This is a genomic window from Thermoactinomyces sp. FSL K6-2592 (genome assembly GCF_038006465.1).
GTDB classification, from domain to species: Bacteria; Bacillota; Bacilli; order Thermoactinomycetales; family Thermoactinomycetaceae; genus Thermoactinomyces; species Thermoactinomyces vulgaris.
In genome coordinates this window covers 577,323-598,603 of sequence record NZ_JBBOVH010000001.1, presented here as the reverse complement: position 1 = coordinate 598,603, position 21,281 = coordinate 577,323, and the positions used below count along the sequence as shown (strand labels likewise).

Genomic DNA, 21,281 nt, shown 5'->3' with positions numbered 1-21,281 from the left:
GCTCACCCTTTCTCCTGCAACTTTGTTTCTTTGACCCATGTCACGGTTTGAACCGCTTTTTCCACATTGGTGTAAACCACATTACCCACGACAACGGTATCGGCCCACCGGGCCATGGTTTTCGCCTGCTCTTCGTTGGTGATGCCTCCCCCGTAAAACAACCGGGTCTGCTTTAATTTTCGGCGAATGGCCCGCACCTTTTTCTCCTCGCCAAAGGTCCCGCTGTATTCAACATAAAGCACCGGCCACCGGAACAAATTTTCCACCAAATCGGCATAGCCGGCCGCTTCTTCTTCGGTCAGGTCCGCTTTGGCCTGTGTCAAGCGGCTCACCTTGGCCCCTGGATTTAAAATCACATATCCGAGCAACAAAACCTGCTCCCAGGGAATGCTGCTCCCGTAACGCCGGATGGCCTCCAGGTGCGCCCCATGAATCCACTTGGCTTGATCGGTGTTTAACACCGATGGAATGAGATAACCGTCAAATCCGGGTACAATCGCCTTCATCGTCGAAATTTCCTGCACACAAGGCACTTGATATTTCTGTATCCGTTCAAGCAATTGCCATGTGTTTTGAAACGTAATTCCATCCGTTCCCCCAACTATAATCGCATCAGTTCCGGATTGGCAAATCTTTTCCAGTGCCAGATCAGAAAGCCGCCGGTTGGGGTCCAATTTAAAGACATGTCTCCATTTCTTCACTTTTTTTATCATACTTTTCCCCCCGCCCGAAACCTACAATCCCTATTATACACCGCAGAGAAAATGAAAAGAAAACAAAGGCTGTGATCCGTACAGGAAAACACAGCCTTTCAGCAAAAAGTCATCCGTATTATCATTTTTCAGGGGATTTTTCTTCCTTCGCTTCTTTTAAACGTTCCAAGGCGAGCAAATAACCGTCGGTACCGTAGTGGAGACAGCGTTTGACACGGGATATCGTTGCCGTGCTGGCGCCCGTTTCGGTTTCAATCTGGTTATAAGTGCAACCATCTTCGAGCATCCGGGCCACTTCCAACCGTTGCGCCAGTGACTTGATCTCCCCGACAGTACATAAATCTTCAAAAAAACGGTAACATTCATCAATGGTTTCAAGTTGCAAGATTGCCTGAAAAAGTTGATCCACTTCTTTTTTGTTCAGTTTATTCAGTTGCATTCATCATTCCTCCTCGAGGTAGAAGGAAGTCCTTTCGCCCTTTAAAGTTATGCCTCTGATAAGTATAGCAGAAAATAAGAGGTTATTGGAGAAGAACCTCTCCGGTCTCCGGCAAAACATTGATCCATGTTTTCCCGGGCAGCAACGTGCATTCTTTTCCGTCACGGTAAGGAACGATCCATCCGTCCCGGTACTTCCATTCGACCGGGACCGCCTTCCCCTGCTGGAGCAAATAACCTTTCCCCTGCCCCGTAATATCCACCGCCCGGTGTCCCACATAATCCAATACCTTGTGTTTGGCAAAAATCACGAGTACATTTTGCATGGTGACCGGCTCCCCGGTTTCCCTATCGGTTTGCATCTCGCCTTCGGTGTAGCGGACATATTGCTGCTTGGCCGGATCATATTGATACCCGGCTTCGTACAATTTATGGTAAATGAGGCGGACCTTCCCGGCGGCCTTTCCCCCGCCGGTGACCGCTTCACCGGAAAACTGGTAAGCCGGCTTTCCACTGTAATCGGGATAATCCCGTTGCTTTGCAACCCGGCTCAATTCTTCCAACCGGGCATACAGGTTATGCGGCGGTTTGCGAAAATCGACGCGGAAAAAATGTTTTTCGTCTTGATGGACCCCGTCGATCGCCGGCTTTTTCTCCTCACGGATCCGGTTTAACGCAGACGGGGAACCGCCGGCATGCGCCACCACCGCCCCGGTTCCGTCCGCCAGGTCCAGATAATAATCCCGGACACTCCGGACCGGACCGATCACCCCGTTCAACCGGTTATAATAAAAAGCCGCGAACCGGGTGATCTCTCCTTCCGCCAAAATCTCCACCACCACATCCGCCAATTGAAGCCCGGATTGCGGACGGGCCGCTGGATGGTTGTTGATCATGGCCATGATCACGGGTTTGGGTTCCTCTTTCTCAACAGGAGTGCCGGTGATGGGACTCATCAGACGTACCGGTTTTTCTGGCCGGGTGACGGGGGCGGAATCAGGCTGACAGGCAACCAGCAAGACAGCGATTAAAAGACTCGCAATTCCGAAATTTCTTTTCACCAAATCCCTCCACTTGAAATCGATATTGAATTCTTCTTTTTCAAACGGTTTCATCCCTTCCTGTTCAGAAAACCTGCTGACAGGGTATGCAACAAGGCAAAGCATAGCAACGGGCAAACTGCCAGGCGCCAGCCCGCAAAAATGAGAACCGGCTGTTTTAAAACCGCCGCGTCTCAGGTTGCAAACCATTCAATCACATGGGAACGAAACCGCTCAGCGGACGGGGATAACGGATTGTCTTTCAACCAAGTCAATCCGATCTTCCGGTAACATCTTGGATTCCGAACGGAAATCTTTTTGATCTTGGCCTCGCTGATGCCCCGGTATTCCGGGATCAACGTCACGCCCAATCCGGCTGAAACCAACCCGGCCAACGTCGATACATCTTCGCCTTCAAATTTCATGACCGGGGTGAAACCGGCTTTCCGGCAAAAATAGGTGATCCGTTCCCTCATCTCCAATCCTTGCCGAAAACCGACAAAGCTTTCGCCGCCAATCTCCTTCAGATCCACAGAGTCTTTTGCAGCCAGCCGGTGGTTCGCCGGAACATACAAAAACAATTCCTGTTCCATCAGCGGATGCCACTGAATGCCAGGCGGAAACGCATACGAACTGATCAGGCACAAATCAACCTCCCTGGCCTTCAACAGCTCCACGCTTCTTGAAATGGTGCTTTGGATCAGTTGAATTTCCACCCGGGGATATTTTTGGTTAAAGCTGCGGATCAACTCCGGCAAAACCGTGACACCCAACGTGCGGAGAAAGGCCACCGAAACCTTCCCGGTATCCGGGTTTTTCAATTGTTCAATCTCCTGAACCCCGACGGAAATTTCATTGAGCGCATTTTCCACCCGTTTCAAAAAAACCCGGCCGAAGGCATTCAGCTTGACGGAACGGCCGACCCGGTCAAACAGCGGCACCCCCAACTCTTCTTCCAGTTTGGCCATGGAACGGCTGAGAGCCGGTTGGGAAATGCCCAGCCGGTTTGCCGCTTTCCGGAAGTGCTCGGTTTTGGCCACTTGACAAAAGTATTCCAGCTGCTGCCATTCCATTCTTCGATAACCTCTTTCTCTTTATTGATAGCAAAAAATTATCATTTAAATAAATATAATGCAATAGACACATCAGCCTGCCGGAAGTACACTAAAAACCAAAGCAACAGCTTCACAATGAGGAGAGGTGCTTCATGAAATATGTCGAATCCGGCAGCAGTGAATATTACCGGATTTTTGTTTGCATGCTGTTGGGGAGCATGGTGACTTTTGCCCAGCTGTATTATCCGCAAACATTGATCAATGCGTTTGCCTCACAAATGGGAATCTCCCCGTCTCATGCCAGTTTGTCTGTTTCGCTGGCCACCTTTTCACTGGCCGTCGGAATGTTGATTCTCACAGTTTTTTCCAATGCCTGGGGCCGGAAAAAAATCATGGGAGTGTCTTTGTTGTTGGCATCCTTGGCGGGAATCGCCACGGCATTCACCCCGGATTTCAAAACCCTGGTTTTTTTGCGGGTTTTCCAGGGACTGGCGATGAGCGGATTTCCATCCGTTGCCATCACTTATCTGAATGAAGCAATCTCACCGAAACACATCGGGCGCATCATGGGGATTTATGTGAGCGGCAATGCAGTGGGCGGTTTCTTTGGGAGAATATGGGTCAGTGTTTTTGCCGACTTTTATTCTTGGCAGGCGGGCGCCCTTGCGCTGGGGATTTTCAGTTTTTTATGCAGTGCGCTGTTTTTCGTTTTGCTTCCTGAATCCAAACATTTCAAAAAAGAACAACTCTCTTTTTCCAACTGGATTTCAGGCATGATCGGCGGAATGAAAAACAAATATCTGTTGTCCATTTACGCCATGGCCTTTTTGCTGCTCGGCGCCTACATTACATTGTTTAACTACATCGCTTTTCCTTTGTCCAATCCTCCGTATCAATTGAGCCAAACGGCGATCGGCTTTTTATTTATTTTTCAACTTTCCGGATCGTGGAGTTCGTATTTCTTCGGGAAACTGACAGAAAACCACTCGCGATCCTCCCTCTTGATCAGCGGGGTGGTCATGGCATTGGCCGGTGCCCTTTTGACCTGCACCGGAAATCTCTTTTTGTTGATGGCCGGCTTGATCTTGTTTGCAGCCGGATTTTTCGCCGGACACAGCCTTGCCAGCGGATGGGTCGGGATGATCGCAGACCCCCGGATCAAAGTGTACGCTTCTTCTTTATACCTGTTGTTTTATTACACCGGCTCCAGCCTCTTGGGATGGGCCGGCGGGTTCTTTTTGACCCGCTTTGGTTGGTACGGGGTGATTTTCATGATCTCCGTCCTCTTGATCGCCACTGTGTTGTTGACTCTTACGTTAACCCGGTCGCTTCGTCTCTCCCACAAGGAAAATTCCGTCCGCCTGACCGGTTGAAACCAGAAAAACAGGAACCTTACGGGGTTCCTGTTTTTTAATGCAAAAACCGGAGCAAGACGGGAATCAAGAGGGAAGTCAAAATGGCACACAGGGTCATGGCCACCAAACTGGCGGTTCCTTCCTTTTCCCCGATCTCCAGTGCTTTGGACGTTCCAATCGCATGGGAAGCACTGCCAAATCCGATGCCTATGCCCAAGTAATGGGTGATCTTGCACCATTTCATCAAATACGGGCCCAACACAGCCCCGATCAGTCCGGCCACAATCACAAATAAGGCGGCCAGAGAGGGGATGCCTCCCGAAAGCTTGGCCAAGTCCATGGCCACCGGCGTGGTCACGGATTTCGGCAACAACGTGTAAAGAAGACGGCGGTCCACCCCGAATGCCTCCGCCAAAAAGTATCCGCTCAACACGGCGGTGAAACAACCGGAAATCACACTGACCAGTATCGAAGCAAGATAACGTTTCACGACCCGTCGGTGACGATACAGCGGGATCGCCATCGCCACCACCGCCGGACCCAGAAACCCGTCCAGCCACCGTCCGCCGGTCATATAGACATCATAAGGAATTTGGAATAAAAGCAACAAGCTGATCAGAAACACTGCCGAAGTCAAAAGGGGCAGCAAAAACGGCGACGGGAAGCGTTTATACAGACGTTTCATCGCGATGAACACCGCGAGCGTGACACCGATGGATATTCCCCCGCTGATCCACTCTTTCATCCACACCCTCCTTTCGCATGGCAAGCCATTGTGCCAGCCATCCGGATAAACACATGACCAGCACGGTACTGATGAAAACCACGGCCACGGCTTGCAACCCGTGTTGTTTCAAAAAGCCGCCATATTCGATCACCCCGATGACAGAGGGCAGAAACAAAAGCGGCAACCAGGAAAGCAATGCATCCGCCCCTGATTGCAGCCGCTTGACCCGGACCATGCCGGTGGACAAACAAATGAACAATAGAAACAATCCGATCATACTGCCCGGGATCGGGACATGGAACTTCTGCTGGATCCACATGCCCGTCTCATAAAAAAGGTAAATCCCGCCGATTTGCAAGACGGTTTTCAACATCTGCGCAAACATGGATGAACCCTTCTTCCTGTGTATTCTCTTTTTTGGGAGAGATTGTTATATAACAAGAGAATAACCTTCTATCTTTACTATCACACAAATATCCCGGTCCCGCAATATGCTTCCCGTTTTCATTCCCCCAAGGGACTTTAAGGCGGTGACTTATTTCACTGTACATTTTTTTCATCATTGGTACAATAAAGGAAACCTCAAAATCAGGGGGAATTCGATGGCTTATCCAGTGGAAACACGCGGGGTGGAAGAACAGCAACACCCGTTTTACGTAATTCGTTATGTCATCAAAAACGGAGATGAAGAACTTCTCGCCAGCGTTGCACGTTATGTCCATACCGGGCAAGGGGGAAGAGTGCAGTTTCTGGAGCACGACTTGAGAAAAATCAGGCGCATGCCCGATCCCGTCAAGCAAATGTCGGAAGTGGAAAGAGTCATCAAAAACGAAGGAGCCCGCTTGGCCGAAGAAGCAAAAAACAAAAAATGACCGCTTCTTTTCCTTGCAAAAACAAGGTAAAATAAATACGTCCATCAACGAGGAGTGAATCCAATGACAGTCAAAGGTGAAATTTTGCTTGAAAACGGAGGAATCATCGAAATCGAATTTTTCCCGGATGAAGCTCCCATCACGGTCAATAACTTTCGCAAACTGGCCAATGAGGGCTTTTACAACGGGCTCAACTTTCACCGGGTGATTCCGGGATTTGTCAGCCAGGGAGGCTGCCCCAACGGGCTGGGAAACGGCGATGCCGGATACACCATTCCTTGCGAAACGAAAAACAATCCGCACCGCCATGTGCCCGGAGCCGTATCGATGGCGCATCGCGGGAAAGACACCGGATCTTGCCAATTTTTCATTGTTCATGAATCCCAGCCGCATTTGGACGGGGTGCACACCGTTTTCGGCATGGTGATCAAAGGAATGGAGCACGTGCTGAACATGCAGCCCGGAACGGTCATGAAAGAAGTCAAAGTCTGGGAAGAATAAATAAAAAAACTGTCGGCCTTGACCGTAAGGCCGGCAGTTTTTTTATGCCCCTCTTTCGTTCACCGGATTTTTTCTTTCTTTTGGCACTGATGAATCCGGGCAATCCCTTCCGTAATCGTTTCTGCGTATTGATCCAAAAACCGGGCGTCTGAAAGAAGATGGTTTTCCCGCATGTGGGTGATAAACAACGAAGCCACCGTGATCGCGGGCATGTTCACCCCGCGCAATTCCTGGATTTTCCCTTCCGCCGTCTCTGTGTCATTTTTCTTTCCCAAATCCATCACGCCGTATTTTCTTAAAAAGCTGGTCAGCTGATTATGAAGCCAGCACTGGATTTTTCTCTCTTCCAATCCTGCAATCACGCTCACATAAGAGGCAAACCCGGACATGGTGGGATCAGGGGAAGCATTGGTATGGATGCTTAAAAATAAGTCCGCATTCTGACGGTTCGCCCACTCAATCCTTTCCCGGGCACTCACGTGGGTATCCACAGACCGGGTCATGGTCACGGACAACCCTTCATAATTTAACAACTTGCGGCGAACGCGAAAAGCAATTTCCAAACAAACATCCTTTTCAGCCAGAGAATAACCCACCGAACCCAAATCCTCTCCCCCATGTCCCGGGTCAAGGCACACCAGCATGATTCTCACCTCACGTAAGACAATGCTCCATGTTCATACTTTTTCCCCACATCGCTTCTTTAAAAACACCGATTCCCAAAAGGATATGAACAAAAACAAAACACCGGATCGTTTCGGTGCCTCTTTTGCAATAAAAAACGGGAGGGGCCGGTCTTCTTCCGAACCCCTCCCGTGTTCCGGTTTTCAGTTACATCGGGATACGTTTTAAAAACTTTCCTTCACCACAACCTGATCCAAAGGCAAACGGGTCGTCGGCCGGGCCGGAGCCGCCGCTTTGCCGATCGTGATCAGCATAACGGGCGCATAACGATCCGGAACCCGGAATTCCTCCACAAATTTTTCCCGGTTAAATCCTCCGATCGGACAAGTGTCATACCCTTTGGCTTTGGCTGCCAACATCAGCTGCATGGCGGCAAATCCGGCATTCAAAAAAGCCTCATCCCGGGCGAACCGGTCATTTTGATAAGCTTTTTCCACTTGGCCGATCATTAAATCGTAAATGTCTTTTCCGGCATCCTTATAGACGATTTTGGCGGTTTCATTCGCTTGCAGGTCTCCCAACACAGCCACGGTGGCTGCCGCCTCGACCACTTGCTCTTGATTGTATGAAATGGGCAACAGTTTTTCCTTCATCTCTTTGGATGTAATGACGAGAAAGCGCCAATGTTGCAAGTTCCAGGCAGAAGGAGCCTGGATGGCAATCTCCAGAAGTTCATTCAATTCCTCTTCCGGAATGTTTGCATTCGGATCATATTTGCGAACCGTGGAACGCGCTTTCATCACTTCAATCGCATCCATGGTTTTTGTTGTTGACATTCAATCACCCCGATTAATTTAAATAGAAATTAGACAGATAAACATACTTTCATATTACTTAATATATCAAAAAATTATATGTCAAGATAAACAACTTGACAACAGGCCATTTCCATCAAGATTCCAGTCAACCCCCAACAAATCATATCATGTCCATCTGATCCCTGATGGATGCAATGGCGGCAGATCTCTCCGTTCCTTTCGCCCTCCATTGCCCGGCAGATGGCCGATCTTCCCTGCCATGGCACAACCGCCGGCATCGTGGCACATCGGATATCATTTGAAAAAACATCCCCGGCCAGCCGGTAAATGGCAGCCGGGGCCTAGAGGTTTTTAAACGATGTGAGTTTCTCCGGATTCCGCACCAGATAAAGTTTCTTCATTTTCCCTCCCTCCAGTTGAAACAAGGCGACAGTCATTTGTCCACCCGCACGGATCAACAGTCCGTCCTCTGCATTGATCCCGATCACCCTGTATTGCACACCCTGATATTTTCTCAACAATCCCAACAAGAACCGTGCCACCTTTTCGGCAGAAATGACCAGCCGGAGGGCAGCCGTCACTTTTCCGCCGCCGTCAGATGTTACAACGACATCTTCCGCCAAGAGGGAAAGGATTTTTTCTACATTTCCTCGACGCAATTCTTCAAGAAACTGTTCAATCCATACTCTTTGGTTTTGCCGGCGGCGAATCGCTTTCCCCGGATTTCCCACTTTCCTTCTCGCCCTGCTCAAAATTTTGCGACAATTCCCCTCGCTTTTCTCCACGATTTTTCCAATTGAGGCATAATCAAAAGACAATGCTTCCCTCAAAACAAAAACCGTTCTTTCAACAGGGGTCAACCGTTCCAACAACACCAACATCCCATAAGACAACATATCCTTTTTAAGTAACATGGCACCGGGATCTGCAACATCTGTGGGAACCGGTTCCGGCAGCCAGGGACCGGTATATTGCTCCCGCCTTTTTTGGGCAGAACCCAGATAATCATAACAACGATTGACGATCATTTTACAAAGATAATTCTTGGGATCGTACAAGCGCTTGAGATCCAAACCGGTCAGTTTGACAAAGAGATCTTGCACCAGATCTTCCGCATCAGCCATCGAACCGGTCAATTGATATGCAATGGTGCAAAGCAAAGGTTTGTATTCTTCATAAAGTTGTTTTATTGTTTCCCCATATCCTTCTCCCCTCCTGTGCCCCCATTTCACTTTTATTTTACGTTACTTGCTTTCTTCCATGTCCATTTTCTGATGAACCTGCCGATTTTCCCCGCCAGGATCCAATCGATTCCGCAGTATTCAGCCCAGACCAAACCTTCTTTTTGACCTAAATTGATACAAAAAAAATTTCGGCATCTCCGATGAATCGGAGCAGGCTTTTTTTTCAAATCAGCTTCAATAACTTCTCCCAGTCGTTTTGCTTGCAGGATTCCTTCTTTGCAAGTCATCCCGTCTGCTTTTCCATTCTCCGGATCGATAACATGTGCACAATCCCCGATACTGTAGATGGCACTTTTCCCTGACACCCGATAAGAAGCATCCACTTTCACTTTTCCCTCCAAAGTAAGTGGCAGTTGACATTGGCGCAAAACCGGATGGGGCTCAAGCCCCAAGGTCCAAATGGTGAACCCGGCAGAAAGTTGCGTGCCATCGGAAAGTACCAGCTTTCCGTCTTTCTCATACAAAGCTTTGCGTTGATGGAGGACCGTAACACCTAAATTGTTCAGCTTGGCTTCCAATTTCCGGCCCAATTTCTTTGGTCCGTTCATCATCAACCTTTCTTCCGCATTGATCAAAAAAACCCGGACCAACGCGGGATCCATGCCCAACCGAGCTGCTTCTGAACGCATGGCCTGTGCCAATTCCGCAGATGTCTCCACTCCACTGATTCCGGCACCTGCCACCGCAACAGAGAGCAATCGTTTTCGTTCGGCCGGGTCTTGCTCGTTTACCGCCTTTTGTAAATGCCGGCGCCACTTGGTTCGTATCTCTTCCGATGCGGATAAATCGTGCAATGAAATTCCGCCTTGTTCCGGATCCGGCCTTTTCACCACACTTCCCACGGTAATGACCAACAGATCATAGTCCAATGATTGCTCCTTTTTCTCTGCATCACAAAAAAAGATCCGCTTTTCCTGGCTTTCGATGGTTACAAGCTCACCTTGAATGCGCTCCACCCTTTCCGGGAGAACCTCTTCCCAAGCCAAGGCAATCTTTTCAGCTCTGGCAACCGGTTGAAATAACAGGACTTTCTGTACATAAAACGGCTTGGGATCAATCAAAATCAACCGGAAGGGTTTGCCTGCTTTTCTCATCGCCTGACCGATCTCTTTTAAAGCATGAAGGCCCACATGCCCGCCCCCTGTCACGACACAAGTGATTTCCTTCATTCCGCCCATCCCCTTTTCCCTGTTTAATAATAAAACGAAACAGACGGTGTTTTTGTGACAGACTCCACCACGACTCAAGTTTGTTTCCCCAAACCGGTATAATGGAAAACGAATCCTGAAAAAGAAGGGTTGACCATGAAAAAAGTGATTGTCATCGGAGGCGGAATTTCAGGCGCCTCCGCCGCGTACCAATTGACCAAACTGAGTGCCGATGTGAAGGTTACGATCATCGACCGCAAAGATCCGGGACAAGCCACCGACGCCGCCGCCGGAATCATTTGTCCCTGGTTGTCACAGAGGCGAAACAAAGCCTGGTATCAACTGGCAAAAAAAGGGGCCCGTTTTTATTCGCAACTGATCGCCGGGTTGGAAAAAGACGGGGAAAAACAAACTGGTTACAAAAAAGTCGGCGCGCTACGCATTCATACGGATGCCAAAAGGCTCGCCAAAGTGGAAGAACGGGCCGAAAAACGCCGGCAGGACGCACCGGAAATGGGCAAGCTCACCCCGTTGCCACCCCAAAAGACACGGGAACGGTTTCCTCCGCTTGCCAGCCATTTTTCGTCCCTGCATGTGGAAGGGGCGGCCCGCGTGGATGGCCGCGCCCTCCGCGACTCCCTGCTCCGTGCGTCACAAAAAAACGGTGCATCGTTCATCCGGGGAAGCGCCTCGCTCTTGCACCAGGGAAAAAAGGTGACTGGCGTCCGGGTAAATGACAAAGAGGTGATTCCGGCGGATATCGTGATTGTCTGCGCGGGAGCATGGGCAAAATCATTGCTTGCCCCGCTGGGAGTAAATTTTTTGGGCACTTTCCAAAAAGGGCAAATCGTCCATTTGCGATTGCCCGACACGCCCACCAACCATTGGCCGGTCATCATGCCGCCCAATGATCAGTACATGCTGACCCTGGAGGATCACCGGATCATTGTCGGGGCAACCCACGAAAATGATTTGGATCACTTTGACACCCGGGTCACTGCCGGCGGCTTGTTCGAAGTGATTCAAAAAGCGCTGGACGTCGCTCCCGGACTGGAACACAGCACCTTGCTGGAGACCAGAGTCGGCTTCCGTCCCTATACTCCCGGGTTCCTTCCGGTCATCGGCCCGCTTCCCGGATGGGACGGCATCCTGTTGGCCAATGGACTGGGAGCTTCAGGACTGACGATGGGACCTTTTATCGGAAACCAACTGGCCAAACTGGCATTGGGATTGGAACTGGACATCGATCTGTCCCTGTATGATGTCAAAGGGGCACTGGAACCTTGATTCCGGTGCTCCTGAACGGCATCGCCTCTTCACAAAAAACTCACGCGGTTGTTTGCTGGATGGCCTCTCTGACCCGAAGGAAAAGATGTTGTTTAAACCTTTCCATTTTCCGTTCGCAATTCTCCATTCCGGTGTCCTTAACTCCAAAATAAAACTTCAGCTTCGGCTCGGTCCCCGAGGGACGGGCGGCCACCCAAGAGTCATCCTCCAGCACAAATTTCAGCACACAGGTAATCCGGATGCCGCTTTTCCTCCTGCCAAGCCTCCAAATAACGCCAGCCCTCCAATTGGGGCAGCCCTGTTTCTTCCGTGCCATTCAAGATGGCAAAGAACCGTCCCTTCATGATATCCAGCAGCACCACATGCGGGAGAAACTACTTCATGAGTTGCAGAGCCTCCATCCCATCCTGTGCCGTCCGGCCCTCAAATCCTTCATTTTGCAGACCGATCTTTAATAATGTCGGGCTCATCATCCACAACCAATATTTTGATTCCCGCCAATGGTTTCATCATGGCGGGTTCACCGCCTTTTTCCCCAAATCATTTTCATGATCCGGCCTGAAACTGAAATTTCCCTTCAAAAAAACCGCACTTTCATCCCTCCCGGGACAAAAGCACGGTTTCTCTCACGGGCCCGCAGGACGAGGCCAACGGAAAAAATGGCTCCTATTTTCGAAGCAACAAATAAACAAAATAAGGCGCGCCAATCAGCGATGCCACAATTCCGGCCGGAATGCCGTCCGGTTCCAACAGATTGCGTCCGATAGTATCGGCCGTCAAAAGCAACCAGCCTCCGATCAACAGGGCAATCGGCAAAAACAGCTGATTTCTCGGTCCAATCAAGGCTTTCGCCAAATGGGGAGCCATCAAGCCGATAAAAGCAATCCCGCCGGTGACGGATACGGCGGAAGCCGCAAGCGCCACAGCCGCAAGCAGCAGGAACATCCTTTCTTTTTGCAGGGGCATTCCGACTCCGATGGCGACCGGATCATTAAAACTTAACAGATTTAATTGATTGGCTTTATAAAAGGTAAACGGGATAAACACCAACAGCCAGGGGAGGAGCGCCCAGATGAACGGCCAATCTTCCCCCCAAATATTCCCGTTGAGCCATCGTGCAATAAAATCCACTTTTTCGCGCTCAGCCGAGGAAATAATGACCAACATCGCCCCGGAAAAAGCCATGTAAAATCCCACACCCGTCAAAATCAAACGGGCCGGCTGGAGCCCCGCCCCCTTTTGATAAGAAAACAGATAAAGAAGGATGGCGGTCAAAATGCCGGATAAAAAAGCCACGACCGGCAGCAAATAGATTAACGATCCGGCTTCCACCGGAAAAAACAGAAAAAAGACGGCCACTCCGACACCGGCGCCGGAATTGATGCCGATAATGCCGGGGTCAGCCAGATCATTGCGCGTAATTCCCTGTAAAATGGCTCCGGACACAGCCAAAGCCATTCCGGCAAGGAGGGTCACCACGATCCGCGGCAGGCGAATCGAATAGAAGACAAATTCTTCTTTAAAGGTTCCATCCCCCAAGAGAATCGGCAAAATCCGGTCGAAAGAGACCGAGGAACGGCCAAGCCCCAGGCTGAGGACCATGGTGATCCCCGTCAGGACAAGCAAGATCCCGATGATGATTTTTTGTTTCTTTAACACGGAAGGATGGATCATAAAACGGTTTTCCCTCCTTTGCGCACGATCAACAGGAAGAAGGGCAGCCCCAGTATGTATACAATGGCCGTCACCGGTGTCTCAAACGGGGCATGGATCGTCCGGCCCAGCGTATCGGCCAAAAGCATGAATGCAGCCCCGCACACGGCAGACATGGGAAGAACAAAACGGTAATCCGTGCCCACCACCGCCCTGACGATGTGGGGAACCATCAAGCCGATAAAAGCCATGTTGCCGGCAAGCGCCACCGCGGCGCCGGCGAGGATGGTGACCACCATGAACAAAACCGCTTTGATCTGCCGGGTCTTTTGCCCCAAGCCGACCGCCACCTCCTCATTCAAACTGAGGATGGTCAACTGCCGGGAGAGATAAAGAGCGATCAAAATGCCGGCGGCAATAAACGGAATGATCACCTGAAGCTGTTCCCAGGAAGTTCCGATCAGTCCGCCGGCCGTCCACATCGACACATCTTTGGAAATTTTGAAATACAACCCGATGGCTTCCGCAATCCCTTGCAAAAAGGCCGTCACCGCCGCACCCGCCAACACGATTTTAAAAGGCGAAAAACCGCCTTTTTTCACCGCGCTGATGCCGAACACCAGACACACCCCCGCAAAAGCCCCGACAAAACAGGCTATGGTAAGGACAAAGTATCCGGCAGAAGGGTAAAAAGCAAGCAGGAAAGCCAATGCGGCATTGGCGCCGGCCGTCAGGCCCAGCAATCCGGGATCGGCCAACGGATTTCTTGTCAACCCTTGCATGACAGCGCCGGCCACCGATAGTGCCGCTCCGACAAAAACAGCCGCCACTTCGCGGGGCAAACGGATCTCCCGGATCATCGTGACCGTCTCCGTCTTTTCCCCGCCGGTGATCGCCAGCCACACTTCCCTGAGACTGGTATCCGCCGCACCCATCACCATGGCGATGACAAAAGAGAGAAAAAGAATGGCCACCCCGGCCGTCAATTTCAAAACAAACGGGAAAGAACTTTGGTTTTTCAACATGTTGATCTCATCTTTCTATCATCAGGAAGAGGCACCCTGTCCAAGGGCCCCTCTTCCCCGCATGTTACTGGTTTAAAAAGGACTTTTTAAAGAAATCAAGCTGATATTCCAAAGTCAGGGGATCATTGAAGAAGAAACCTCTCGCATCGACTTCAAACACGCGATGATTTTTCACCGCCGGGATGTTTTGGTAAGTTTCGGTTTTCTCAAACGATGTGTCCGCATCTTTGTATTTGCTGAAAATCACATAATCCCCGGCAAAATCGCGCAAAACTTCGGGAGAGATGGCATAATAGCCCGGTCCCAACGCTTTCTCTTTCACTTTCGGGGGCATTTTCAGGCCCATTTCCTGATAAAGGATTTCGGTTCCCCTTCCCCAGTTATCCCCGAAAACATACAGTTGTTTATCAAAGTTCTCAATCACGGAAACCGTTGCATCTTCCCCGATTTTGGCTTTGATTTCCTCTCCGGTTTTCTTGGCTTCCGCCTTGAATTGGTCAATCCATTTGCGGGCTTCCTCTTCTTTGTTGAGAAGCTTCCCGATTTCAAGATGCTGTGTCAGGTAGTCCAATTTCCCATAGGTATAGGTGACGGTGGGAGCGATTTGTTTCAGTTTATCCACGTTTTTCGTTGTGGAAACACCGATAATCAGATCCGGATTCAACTCGATGATTTTCTCCAAATCTTCATCGCTGACCAGTTCCGCATTTTTCAGCTTGTCTTTGAAACGGGGATTGTCTTTTGCCCAGGAATCCACCCCGACAATATTGCCGCCAAGTGCCATCACGTTCCCGGCAAACTGCGAAAGCACCACAATGCGTTTGGGATGTTCCGGAACCTCGACGGGTCCGTTTTCCGATTGGTAAGTCACGGTTTTGGATGAACCGTTTGTTGCACTCTCGTCCGCCGAACCGCCGCACCCGCTAAGAAACAGTGCCAGTCCGAGCAGCAACGGCCAGATTTTCTTCATAAGCGTCTTCTCCTTTGATCAGATTATATGTCAAGCACATCGGTTTACCGGTGCGCGGATCTTTTCCGATTTCTGCATCAATATGGAAAACTTCCCTCAGCACATCCCGGGTGATGACCTCTTCACCGGTTCCGCTTTTTATGATTTTCCCGTCTTTCATCGCCACGAGAAAATCCGCAAAACGGGCTGCCTGATTCAAATCATGCAGGACCATGACAATCGTGCGCCCTTCTTCTTTATTGAGCTTTTGCAAAAGCTCCAAAACCTCGAGCTGATGGGCCAGATCCAAATAAGTGGTGGGTTCGTCGAGGAAAATGATATCGGTTTCCTGCGCAATGGCCAAAGCGATCCAAACCCGCTGTCTCTGGCCGCCGGATAAAGCATCCACCGGATGATATTTAAAGCGCTCTGTACCGGTGACTTTAAGTGCCCAGTCAATCACCTCGATGTCCTTTTTGCTCAGGCGTCCAAACCCTTTTTGGTAAGGATACCTCCCGTAAGAAACCAGTTCCCCGGCCGTGAGCCCGGCCGCGCTTTCCGGATTTTGGGGAAGAATTGCCATTTTTCTGGCTAAACTTTTTGTGTCTTCCTGCACAATACTTTTCCCGTCCAGGATCACCGACCCCGACTGATATGCGATGATGCGTGACATTGCTTTTAAAAAGGTCGATTTTCCGCATCCGTTCGGCCCGATGATCACCGTGATTTGATGATCGGGAATTTGAATCGTCAAATCACGGACAATCGCTTTCTCCCCATAACCAACCTGCAAATGTTCGGTATAAAGGCGCCCCATCCTGATGCCCCCAACATCTTTAATTTATCATTGATAATGATTATCAATTCAAGTCCAATAATACTATAAATCGTTTTCTTATCAGCGTCAATAAAAAAGCAACCTTTTCCCACAACAGTTCTTTCCTGTAAACAGGATTTAGCGCGCCGCTCCCTAAATATACATAACAACCGGTTTTGGCTTTCCATAAAACAAAAAGGGGGGAAACCCGATGATTCAATATCCTTTGTGGACCGAAGGCGCAACCATCGGGGTCACCGCGCCGTCATCCGGTGTGCCGCGGGAATTGCATGCCATGTTTGAACTTTCATGCCGGCAGATGGAAGAAAAAGGTTTTCAGATCCATTGCGGGGAAACCGTCCGGACCCAGCATAAAGCAAAATCAGCCCCTGCCCGGAAACGGGCGGAGGAATTCCATGAAATGATGCAAAACGATGCAATCCACGTTATTATCCCGCCATGGGGCGGGGAGCTTTTGATTGAGATGCTTGAACATACCGACTTTCGAAAAATCAAAAACAAATGGGTGATGGGCTATTCCGATACCAGCACTTTGTTGTTGGCCATCACCTTGAATACAGGGATCGCCACGGCCCACGGCCCCAACTTTGTGGATTTGCGGGGGGAATATTGGGATGACACCACCGCCATGTGGAAAAACGTTTTGGCCGCGGGAAAGGGAAATTCCGTCCTGCAGCGCTCTTCCGCATATTATCAAAAGAAATGGCAGCACGACCGCCCGACACCCTGCGTTTTTCATCTGACGGAGCCGACTTGCTGGAAAACCGTTTCCAACCAAAAAGAAATCATCAAAGGCCGGCTGCTCGGCGGATGCATTGACACCATCCGGCATTTGGCCGGCACGCCTTACGGGGATGTGGAAAAATTCAGAAAAACCCATCTGGATGGAGAACCGGTGGTGTGGTATCTGGAAAATTGCGAATTGACAACGGTGGATTTGAGAAGGTCCCTCATGCAGATGAAATTGGCCGGTTGGTTTGACGCATGCTCTGGGATCCTGTTCGGACGAAGCCAAGCCAATCACCCGGTTCAAGACTACACCGTGGATGATGTTTACCAAGAGCTTGCCGGGGAACTTCAAATCCCGGTCATTTACGATGTCGATTGCGGCCATGTCCCGCCGCAGATGACCTTCATCAACGGAGCCTTTGCCGAGGTGGAAACCGAAAACGGAAAAGGCAGTATCCGGCAGCATTTCATATGACCAAATCCAATAAACCTGCCCCTCACGGGCAGGTTTTCCTTTGGTCAACCGATTATTTTTTGCTTTTCCGTTTGAATAAAATCCCGAGTGTATTGGGGCCGCAATGGCTTGAGATGGTGCAGCCGGCCTCGGTGACGATGATTTCATCAAAATCAACATAACGGCGGACGGCTTCCTTGACTTTGGCCACGGTTTCTTCCGAACACTTGGAATGAGTGATAAAGATCCGGCTCCGGTCGATATTCTCTTGTTTACCTGATAATTTGTCTTTGACATAACGTTCCAGGCAACGTTCAAAACTGCCCCGGTATTTCTTCCCGACTTCCATCCGGCCGTCGACCACTTCAATGCTCGGCTTGATCCGGAGCAAGGCCGCCCCCAACGCTTCCACTCCCGAACAGCGTCCGCCTTTTCTCAGATAATCGAGGCGGTCAATCACAAAGCTGGCATCCACTTTGGGAATGGTCTCCTTGATTTTTTCGCAAATCTCCTCCGCTTTTAAACCTTCCTTGGCCATGAGCGCCGCATCATATACGAGATGTCCGCTGCCCGTGGAAAGATTGCGTGTGTCAATCACATGGACATTGGCGAAGTTCTCTGCCGCCAACACCGCATTTTGATAAGTCGAGGAAAATTCCGCGCTGAGGGAAAAATGGATGACGGCTTCATATTTGGGGGACAGTTCGGCAAAAACCTTCTCGTACTCATAGGTGTTCACCGCTGCCGTTTTGCAGGTTTTCCCTTCCTCGCCCACATACCGGAAGATCTCGGCCGGCGTAATGTCCACCCCGTCCCGGTATGACTTGTCATCAATCAAAACATTCAAGGGCACCAGCGTGATATCCATCGCGTTTAAGATTTCAGGAGACAGATCACAAGTGCTGTCTGCCGTGATCTTAATCATTTTCATCACCACTCTTTGCTGTCTGAACCGTTCAAACCGGTTTCTTTCCTGACCATTCAGTCAAAACGATTTTATAATACCCTGTTTTTTCTTGTCAAAAACCAAAGCGCCTCCCGGACGGAAGGCGCTTCCGAGCTATTGTTTCTTATTTCATCAACTGCACAATCACATCATGGATGCGGGTGTTCTCATAAGCCCCCTGCAACAACTCGGCTCCCGGTCCCATGGCGGTTAAAGGAATGCTTACCGCCGAATGTCCCCCGGTTGTCCAATCCACCATAAACTGCTGATCGGAACCGGCTACCGGGAAAGGCCCGTCTTCAGCAGACACGCCGTCCCCCGACTCGTCGGAGTCATCCAATCCTTCAATCGTAAATCCGCCGGTTTCATGGTCACCGACGACAATGACCAGGGTATCCCCGCGTTTTTTGGCAAATTCTTTGACATGCGCCACCGCTTTGTCAAACTCCTTACCGGCTTTGATGGCCAGTTCGGCGTTGTTCACATGGCACATGGCGTCAATCCCTTCTTCTTCCACCAGCAGGAAAAATCCGTTTTTGTTTTTGGACAGCGTTTGAAGGGCTTTGTCCGCCATCTCGGTCAAAGACACCGACGGATCATAGCGATCCCCGGCCTCGGTATCATATTGGAACATCTCTTCGTTGGCAAACAAGCCGAGAATTTTGGAACCGTTTGCTTTTTGCAACTCTTCCCGGTTCGCGACATACTGGTATCCCAGATCTTTGGCCCGTTCCACCAGATTTCCTTCGGTTCCTTTGCTTTCTTCAGAGGGGTCTTCCGCCGGATGATCCGGATGACGGCCGGGGTTCCCTTTCGGATACCAGTAATCTTCTCCTCCGCCCAAGATCACGTCAGGACGGCTTTTCTCCAAAAACTGCCGGGCGATTTTGCTCTGGTCCTCCCGGTCTTTCACATGGGAACCAAATGCCGCCGGGGTTGCATCCGTGACTTGGGCGGTGGTGACCAGCCCCGTCGCTTTCCCCCGTTTTTTGGCTGTTTCCAACACTGTTTCCACCGGCTTTTGATCCAGGTCGACACCGATGGCTCCATTGTAGGTCTTCACGCCGGTGGCCATCGCCGTCGCCGCTGCGGCCGAGTCGGTTACAAACTCTACGGGGTCTGCGGAATTGGTGTGTACAAAGCCTGTATACGGCATGTCATCCATGGCCGTTTTACCGTGCAAACCGACACTGGACAGCCGGATGGCATCCCGTTGGGCCCTGCCCATCCCATCTCCGACCATCAATATGACATTCTTCGGCTGCGGCTTCTGCTTTCTTGCCACTTCCTCCTGTCCGGCCCAGACTTTGGAAAAGGAGACGGCAGAAACCGCGACAATCACCGCCAAAGCCGCCCCAAACCAACCGCGTTTGTTCATGATAAATCATCCTTTCCAAAGAAGTCGTTTTACGTTTACACACTATCCAAAAAATTCATTTATATTCTAAAATATTTATATATAAATAAGACGAATTCCTTTTTAAATGACGGTAAATTTACCATTCAAAACAAAAAAGCACCTCGTTTTTGAGGTGCCTGCATCAGACTTTCACTCATCTTTTTTCGGCCACTGCGGAACCGTCTCAAACACATCTTCCAATGCGTCGGATTTCATGACAGCAATCCCTCTTTCAACATCCGCAAACAAAAGCAGGGTTTCGCCCGGTTGAATGTCAAACATATCCCGGATCTCCTTGGGGATCACGATCTGGCCTTTGGTTCCGACCTTTGCGGTTCCGGCGTATTTGCCAACCGGTCCTTTCTTCTTCTGATTCATAGATTCCTCCTTGTCTTTATCATAAACCGATCCCAAACGATCAACCATTGACTTTGTTTCCATTCATTGAACCTCAATATTATCTTAATAAACTCTTCCCGTTTTTCAAAACCGGAACCCTTTCACCCTTCCGCCCGAATCCCAAAAACGGAGTTCTGTGCTACAATTTAGGGTTGAGGTGGTTGCAAGTGAAACTCTCACCAGAAACAATCCGACAACTGCAGAAAAAACAACTGGAGATTTTGCTGGAATTTGACAAAGCGGCCAGAAAAATGGGCCTCTCCTATACCCTTTCTTCCGGAACCCTGTTGGGGGCCGTCCGTCACGGCGGGTTTATCCCATGGGATGACGACGCGGATGTGGCGATGCTCCGGGAAGATTACGAACGCTTTTGGAAAGAAGGCCAAAAACACTTGCCGGATTATTTGTTCATCCAACACTATGAAACTGACCGCGATTATCCGCACAACTTTATCAAAATTGTGGACACGCGCACCCGCCTTGTCGAGCACACTACCTCCCAATCGGATATCAAACGGGGTGTTTTTATCGATATCTTCCCCATCGACCGCATCCCCGACAGCCGGATTCTCCGCACACTCGACCGGATCTGTCTCACTTTCATCTACTTCACCCGATATTCGGTCACACTGAAATTCCAAAAGAAAAGCCACAGCCGCATGAGAAAAATCGCAAGCCGCTTGCTCCGGCCGCTTGGCAAGGCGCTGGGCGTCCACCGGCTCAATCAATGGGAAACCCGCATCAAAACCAAATACAATCACCATTCAAAATTTGAATATACTTACGGAGACAATTCCATCTTGGTTCCAACCGAGATTAAAGAATCCATGATTTTGCCCGTCAGGATTTTTCAAGACCTCGAAGAAATCCGGTTCGAGGGGCACTCTTTCCTGGCAATCAAAGACCGTGACCGCTATTTGCGGACGCTTTACGGGGATCATTACATGGAATTGCCTCCCGAAGAAAAGCAAAAGCCCAAACACACCTTCACCGAATTACAATTATGAGGGTTGATTCATTCATTTTTTGACCAAAAAAGAGGGATGGCTTTCACCGACGAAAGCTTC

23 protein-coding genes and 1 pseudogene are annotated in these 21,281 nt (G+C 50.0%); 6 read left to right on the top strand and 18 right to left on the bottom strand.

Annotation, left to right across the window (positions count from 1 at the left end):
* Positions 1-2: 2 nt before the first annotated feature.
* From NYE37_RS03105 to NYE37_RS03090, 4 genes are all read right to left on the bottom strand, one after another.
* Positions 3-713 carry a heptaprenylglyceryl phosphate synthase gene (locus NYE37_RS03105; protein WP_037993011.1) on the bottom strand — a complete coding sequence of 237 codons (711 nt, stop codon included), beginning with the start codon at positions 711-713 and terminating at the stop codon, positions 3-5.
* A 121-nt stretch (positions 714-834) separates the two neighbouring features.
* Entirely contained in the window at positions 835-1,152 is a 318-nt protein-coding gene (locus tag NYE37_RS03100) for a YerC/YecD family TrpR-related protein (protein ID WP_037993013.1), read from the bottom strand.
* An 82-nt stretch (positions 1,153-1,234) separates the two neighbouring features.
* A complete protein-coding gene (locus NYE37_RS03095) occupies positions 1,235-2,212 on the bottom strand; it encodes a DUF3048 domain-containing protein (RefSeq protein ID WP_037993201.1) in 978 nt (325 codons plus the stop codon).
* 173 nt (positions 2,213-2,385) lie between these two features.
* Entirely contained in the window at positions 2,386-3,264 is an 879-nt protein-coding gene (locus NYE37_RS03090; protein ID WP_037993016.1) for a LysR family transcriptional regulator, read from the bottom strand.
* A 134-nt stretch (positions 3,265-3,398) separates the two neighbouring features.
* Between NYE37_RS03090 and NYE37_RS03085 the strand changes: the two genes are divergently transcribed.
* Positions 3,399-4,619, top strand: a complete 1,221-nt coding sequence (locus NYE37_RS03085) for an MFS transporter (RefSeq protein ID WP_340711766.1) — start codon at positions 3,399-3,401, stop codon at positions 4,617-4,619.
* Positions 4,620-4,656: 37 nt separating this feature from the next.
* Here the strand turns inward: NYE37_RS03085 and NYE37_RS03080 are convergent, their stop codons facing one another.
* Positions 4,657-5,346 (bottom strand): LrgB family protein, encoded by a 690-nt coding sequence (locus tag NYE37_RS03080; RefSeq protein ID WP_037993021.1) that lies wholly within the window; start codon positions 5,344-5,346, stop codon positions 4,657-4,659.
* Positions 5,270-5,713 (bottom strand): CidA/LrgA family holin-like protein, encoded by a 444-nt coding sequence (locus NYE37_RS03075; protein WP_062843289.1) that lies wholly within the window; start codon positions 5,711-5,713, stop codon positions 5,270-5,272. Before NYE37_RS03075 ends, NYE37_RS03080 begins: the two co-directional genes overlap by 77 nt.
* A 217-nt stretch (positions 5,714-5,930) precedes the next feature.
* On the opposite strand from NYE37_RS03075, the gene NYE37_RS03070 reads away from it, so the two are divergent.
* Both NYE37_RS03070 and NYE37_RS03065 read left to right on the top strand, forming a co-directional pair.
* Positions 5,931-6,200 (top strand): hypothetical protein, encoded by a 270-nt coding sequence (locus NYE37_RS03070; RefSeq protein WP_037993023.1) that lies wholly within the window; start codon positions 5,931-5,933, stop codon positions 6,198-6,200.
* 63 nt (positions 6,201-6,263) lie between these two features.
* On the top strand, positions 6,264-6,701 hold the full coding sequence (locus NYE37_RS03065) for a peptidylprolyl isomerase (RefSeq protein ID WP_049720560.1): 438 nt from the start codon (positions 6,264-6,266) through the stop codon (positions 6,699-6,701).
* A 59-nt stretch (positions 6,702-6,760) separates the two neighbouring features.
* Here NYE37_RS03065 and NYE37_RS03060 read toward each other — a convergent pair whose 3' ends face one another.
* The 4 genes from NYE37_RS03060 to NYE37_RS03045 all read right to left on the bottom strand — a co-directional run bounded on the left by NYE37_RS03060 (position 6,761) and on the right by NYE37_RS03045 (position 10,556).
* The gene (locus NYE37_RS03060; protein WP_052186595.1) at positions 6,761-7,345 is read right to left on the bottom strand and encodes an N-acetylmuramoyl-L-alanine amidase family protein; all 585 of its coding nucleotides are present in this window, start codon (positions 7,343-7,345) and stop codon (positions 6,761-6,763) included.
* Between the two features lie 204 nt (positions 7,346-7,549).
* The gene (locus NYE37_RS03055) at positions 7,550-8,161 is read right to left on the bottom strand and encodes a nitroreductase family protein (protein WP_037993027.1); all 612 of its coding nucleotides are present in this window, start codon (positions 8,159-8,161) and stop codon (positions 7,550-7,552) included.
* A 323-nt stretch (positions 8,162-8,484) separates the two neighbouring features.
* The gene (gene sigJ / locus NYE37_RS03050) at positions 8,485-9,375 is read right to left on the bottom strand and encodes an RNA polymerase sigma factor SigJ (protein ID WP_340711765.1); all 891 of its coding nucleotides are present in this window, start codon (positions 9,373-9,375) and stop codon (positions 8,485-8,487) included.
* 2 nt (positions 9,376-9,377) lie between these two features.
* Positions 9,378-10,556, bottom strand: coding sequence for an NAD(P)/FAD-dependent oxidoreductase (locus NYE37_RS03045; RefSeq protein ID WP_340711764.1), 1,179 nt, complete (start codon positions 10,554-10,556; stop codon positions 9,378-9,380).
* Positions 10,557-10,691: 135 nt separating this feature from the next.
* Here NYE37_RS03045 and NYE37_RS03040 point away from each other — a divergent pair, with 135 nt between their 5' ends.
* Positions 10,692-11,822 carry an NAD(P)/FAD-dependent oxidoreductase gene (locus NYE37_RS03040; protein ID WP_049720563.1) on the top strand — a complete coding sequence of 377 codons (1,131 nt, stop codon included), beginning with the start codon at positions 10,692-10,694 and terminating at the stop codon, positions 11,820-11,822.
* A 40-nt stretch (positions 11,823-11,862) separates the two neighbouring features.
* Here NYE37_RS03040 and NYE37_RS03035 read toward each other — a convergent pair.
* From NYE37_RS03035 to NYE37_RS03015, 5 genes and pseudogenes are all read right to left on the bottom strand, one after another.
* Positions 11,863-12,048 (bottom strand): annotated as a pseudogene (locus NYE37_RS03035) (phospho-sugar mutase); the annotation flags it as partial.
* Between the two features lie 440 nt (positions 12,049-12,488).
* The gene (locus NYE37_RS03030; protein ID WP_340711763.1) at positions 12,489-13,496 is read right to left on the bottom strand and encodes a FecCD family ABC transporter permease; all 1,008 of its coding nucleotides are present in this window, start codon (positions 13,494-13,496) and stop codon (positions 12,489-12,491) included.
* Positions 13,493-14,500 (bottom strand): FecCD family ABC transporter permease, encoded by a 1,008-nt coding sequence (locus NYE37_RS03025; protein WP_037993036.1) that lies wholly within the window; start codon positions 14,498-14,500, stop codon positions 13,493-13,495. Before NYE37_RS03025 ends, NYE37_RS03030 begins: the two co-directional genes overlap by 4 nt.
* A 64-nt stretch (positions 14,501-14,564) precedes the next feature.
* The gene (locus tag NYE37_RS03020) at positions 14,565-15,470 is read right to left on the bottom strand and encodes an iron-hydroxamate ABC transporter substrate-binding protein (protein ID WP_037993037.1); all 906 of its coding nucleotides are present in this window, start codon (positions 15,468-15,470) and stop codon (positions 14,565-14,567) included.
* Positions 15,424-16,266 (bottom strand): ABC transporter ATP-binding protein, encoded by an 843-nt coding sequence (locus NYE37_RS03015; protein ID WP_037993040.1) that lies wholly within the window; start codon positions 16,264-16,266, stop codon positions 15,424-15,426. The genes NYE37_RS03020 and NYE37_RS03015 overlap by 47 nt, the downstream gene beginning before the upstream one ends.
* 211 nt (positions 16,267-16,477) lie before the next feature.
* On the opposite strand from NYE37_RS03015, the gene NYE37_RS03010 reads away from it, so the two are divergent.
* Positions 16,478-17,491: a S66 family peptidase gene (locus NYE37_RS03010; RefSeq protein WP_037993041.1), complete on the top strand. Its 1,014-nt coding sequence runs from the start codon at positions 16,478-16,480 to the stop codon at positions 17,489-17,491.
* Positions 17,492-17,543: 52 nt separating this feature from the next.
* Here the strand turns inward: NYE37_RS03010 and NYE37_RS03005 are convergent, their stop codons facing one another.
* From NYE37_RS03005 to NYE37_RS02995, 3 genes are all read right to left on the bottom strand, one after another.
* Positions 17,544-18,395 (bottom strand): DegV family protein, encoded by an 852-nt coding sequence (locus NYE37_RS03005; protein ID WP_049720606.1) that lies wholly within the window; start codon positions 18,393-18,395, stop codon positions 17,544-17,546.
* A gap of 145 nt (positions 18,396-18,540) precedes the next feature.
* Positions 18,541-19,794 (bottom strand): alkaline phosphatase, encoded by a 1,254-nt coding sequence (locus tag NYE37_RS03000; protein ID WP_340711762.1) that lies wholly within the window; start codon positions 19,792-19,794, stop codon positions 18,541-18,543.
* A gap of 171 nt (positions 19,795-19,965) precedes the next feature.
* Entirely contained in the window at positions 19,966-20,193 is a 228-nt protein-coding gene (locus NYE37_RS02995; protein ID WP_037993043.1) for an AbrB/MazE/SpoVT family DNA-binding domain-containing protein, read from the bottom strand.
* 188 nt (positions 20,194-20,381) lie between these two features.
* Here NYE37_RS02995 and NYE37_RS02990 point away from each other — a divergent pair, with 188 nt between their 5' ends.
* The gene (locus tag NYE37_RS02990) at positions 20,382-21,221 is read left to right on the top strand and encodes a LicD family protein (protein ID WP_052186596.1); all 840 of its coding nucleotides are present in this window, start codon (positions 20,382-20,384) and stop codon (positions 21,219-21,221) included.
* Positions 21,222-21,281 lie beyond the last annotated feature (60 nt).

Excerpts from the sequence above, each read along its gene's own strand:
- NYE37_RS03090 (WP_037993016.1), bottom strand. The coding sequence starts at position 3,264 with ATGGAATGGCAGCAGCTGGAATACTTTTGTCAAGTGGCCAAAACCGAG.
- NYE37_RS03100 (WP_037993013.1), bottom strand. The coding sequence starts at position 1,152 with ATGCAACTGAATAAACTGAACAAAAAAGAAGTGGATCAACTTTTTCAG.
- NYE37_RS03010 (WP_037993041.1), top strand. The coding sequence starts at position 16,478 with ATGATTCAATATCCTTTGTGGACCGAAGGCGCAACCATCGGGGTCACC.
- NYE37_RS03030 (WP_340711763.1), bottom strand. The coding sequence starts at position 13,496 with ATGATCCATCCTTCCGTGTTAAAGAAACAAAAAATCATCATCGGGATC.
- NYE37_RS03040 (WP_049720563.1), top strand. The coding sequence starts at position 10,692 with ATGAAAAAAGTGATTGTCATCGGAGGCGGAATTTCAGGCGCCTCCGCC.
- NYE37_RS03000 (WP_340711762.1), bottom strand. The coding sequence starts at position 19,794 with ATGAACAAACGCGGTTGGTTTGGGGCGGCTTTGGCGGTGATTGTCGCG.
- NYE37_RS03005 (WP_049720606.1), bottom strand. The coding sequence starts at position 18,395 with ATGATTAAGATCACGGCAGACAGCACTTGTGATCTGTCTCCTGAAATC.
- NYE37_RS03065 (WP_049720560.1), top strand. The coding sequence starts at position 6,264 with ATGACAGTCAAAGGTGAAATTTTGCTTGAAAACGGAGGAATCATCGAA.
- NYE37_RS03055 (WP_037993027.1), bottom strand. The coding sequence starts at position 8,161 with ATGTCAACAACAAAAACCATGGATGCGATTGAAGTGATGAAAGCGCGT.
- NYE37_RS03015 (WP_037993040.1), bottom strand. The coding sequence starts at position 16,266 with ATGGGGCGCCTTTATACCGAACATTTGCAGGTTGGTTATGGGGAGAAA.
- NYE37_RS03070 (WP_037993023.1), top strand. The coding sequence starts at position 5,931 with ATGGCTTATCCAGTGGAAACACGCGGGGTGGAAGAACAGCAACACCCG.
- NYE37_RS03080 (WP_037993021.1), bottom strand. The coding sequence starts at position 5,346 with ATGAAAGAGTGGATCAGCGGGGGAATATCCATCGGTGTCACGCTCGCG.
- NYE37_RS03045 (WP_340711764.1), bottom strand. The coding sequence starts at position 10,556 with ATGAAGGAAATCACTTGTGTCGTGACAGGGGGCGGGCATGTGGGCCTT.
- NYE37_RS03025 (WP_037993036.1), bottom strand. The coding sequence starts at position 14,500 with ATGTTGAAAAACCAAAGTTCTTTCCCGTTTGTTTTGAAATTGACGGCC.
- NYE37_RS02995 (WP_037993043.1), bottom strand. The coding sequence starts at position 20,193 with ATGAATCAGAAGAAGAAAGGACCGGTTGGCAAATACGCCGGAACCGCA.
- NYE37_RS03075 (WP_062843289.1), bottom strand. The coding sequence starts at position 5,713 with ATGTTTGCGCAGATGTTGAAAACCGTCTTGCAAATCGGCGGGATTTAC.
- NYE37_RS03060 (WP_052186595.1), bottom strand. The coding sequence starts at position 7,345 with ATGCTGGTGTGCCTTGACCCGGGACATGGGGGAGAGGATTTGGGTTCG.
- NYE37_RS03085 (WP_340711766.1), top strand. The coding sequence starts at position 3,399 with ATGAAATATGTCGAATCCGGCAGCAGTGAATATTACCGGATTTTTGTT.
- NYE37_RS03020 (WP_037993037.1), bottom strand. The coding sequence starts at position 15,470 with ATGAAGAAAATCTGGCCGTTGCTGCTCGGACTGGCACTGTTTCTTAGC.
- NYE37_RS03105 (WP_037993011.1), bottom strand. The coding sequence starts at position 713 with ATGATAAAAAAAGTGAAGAAATGGAGACATGTCTTTAAATTGGACCCC.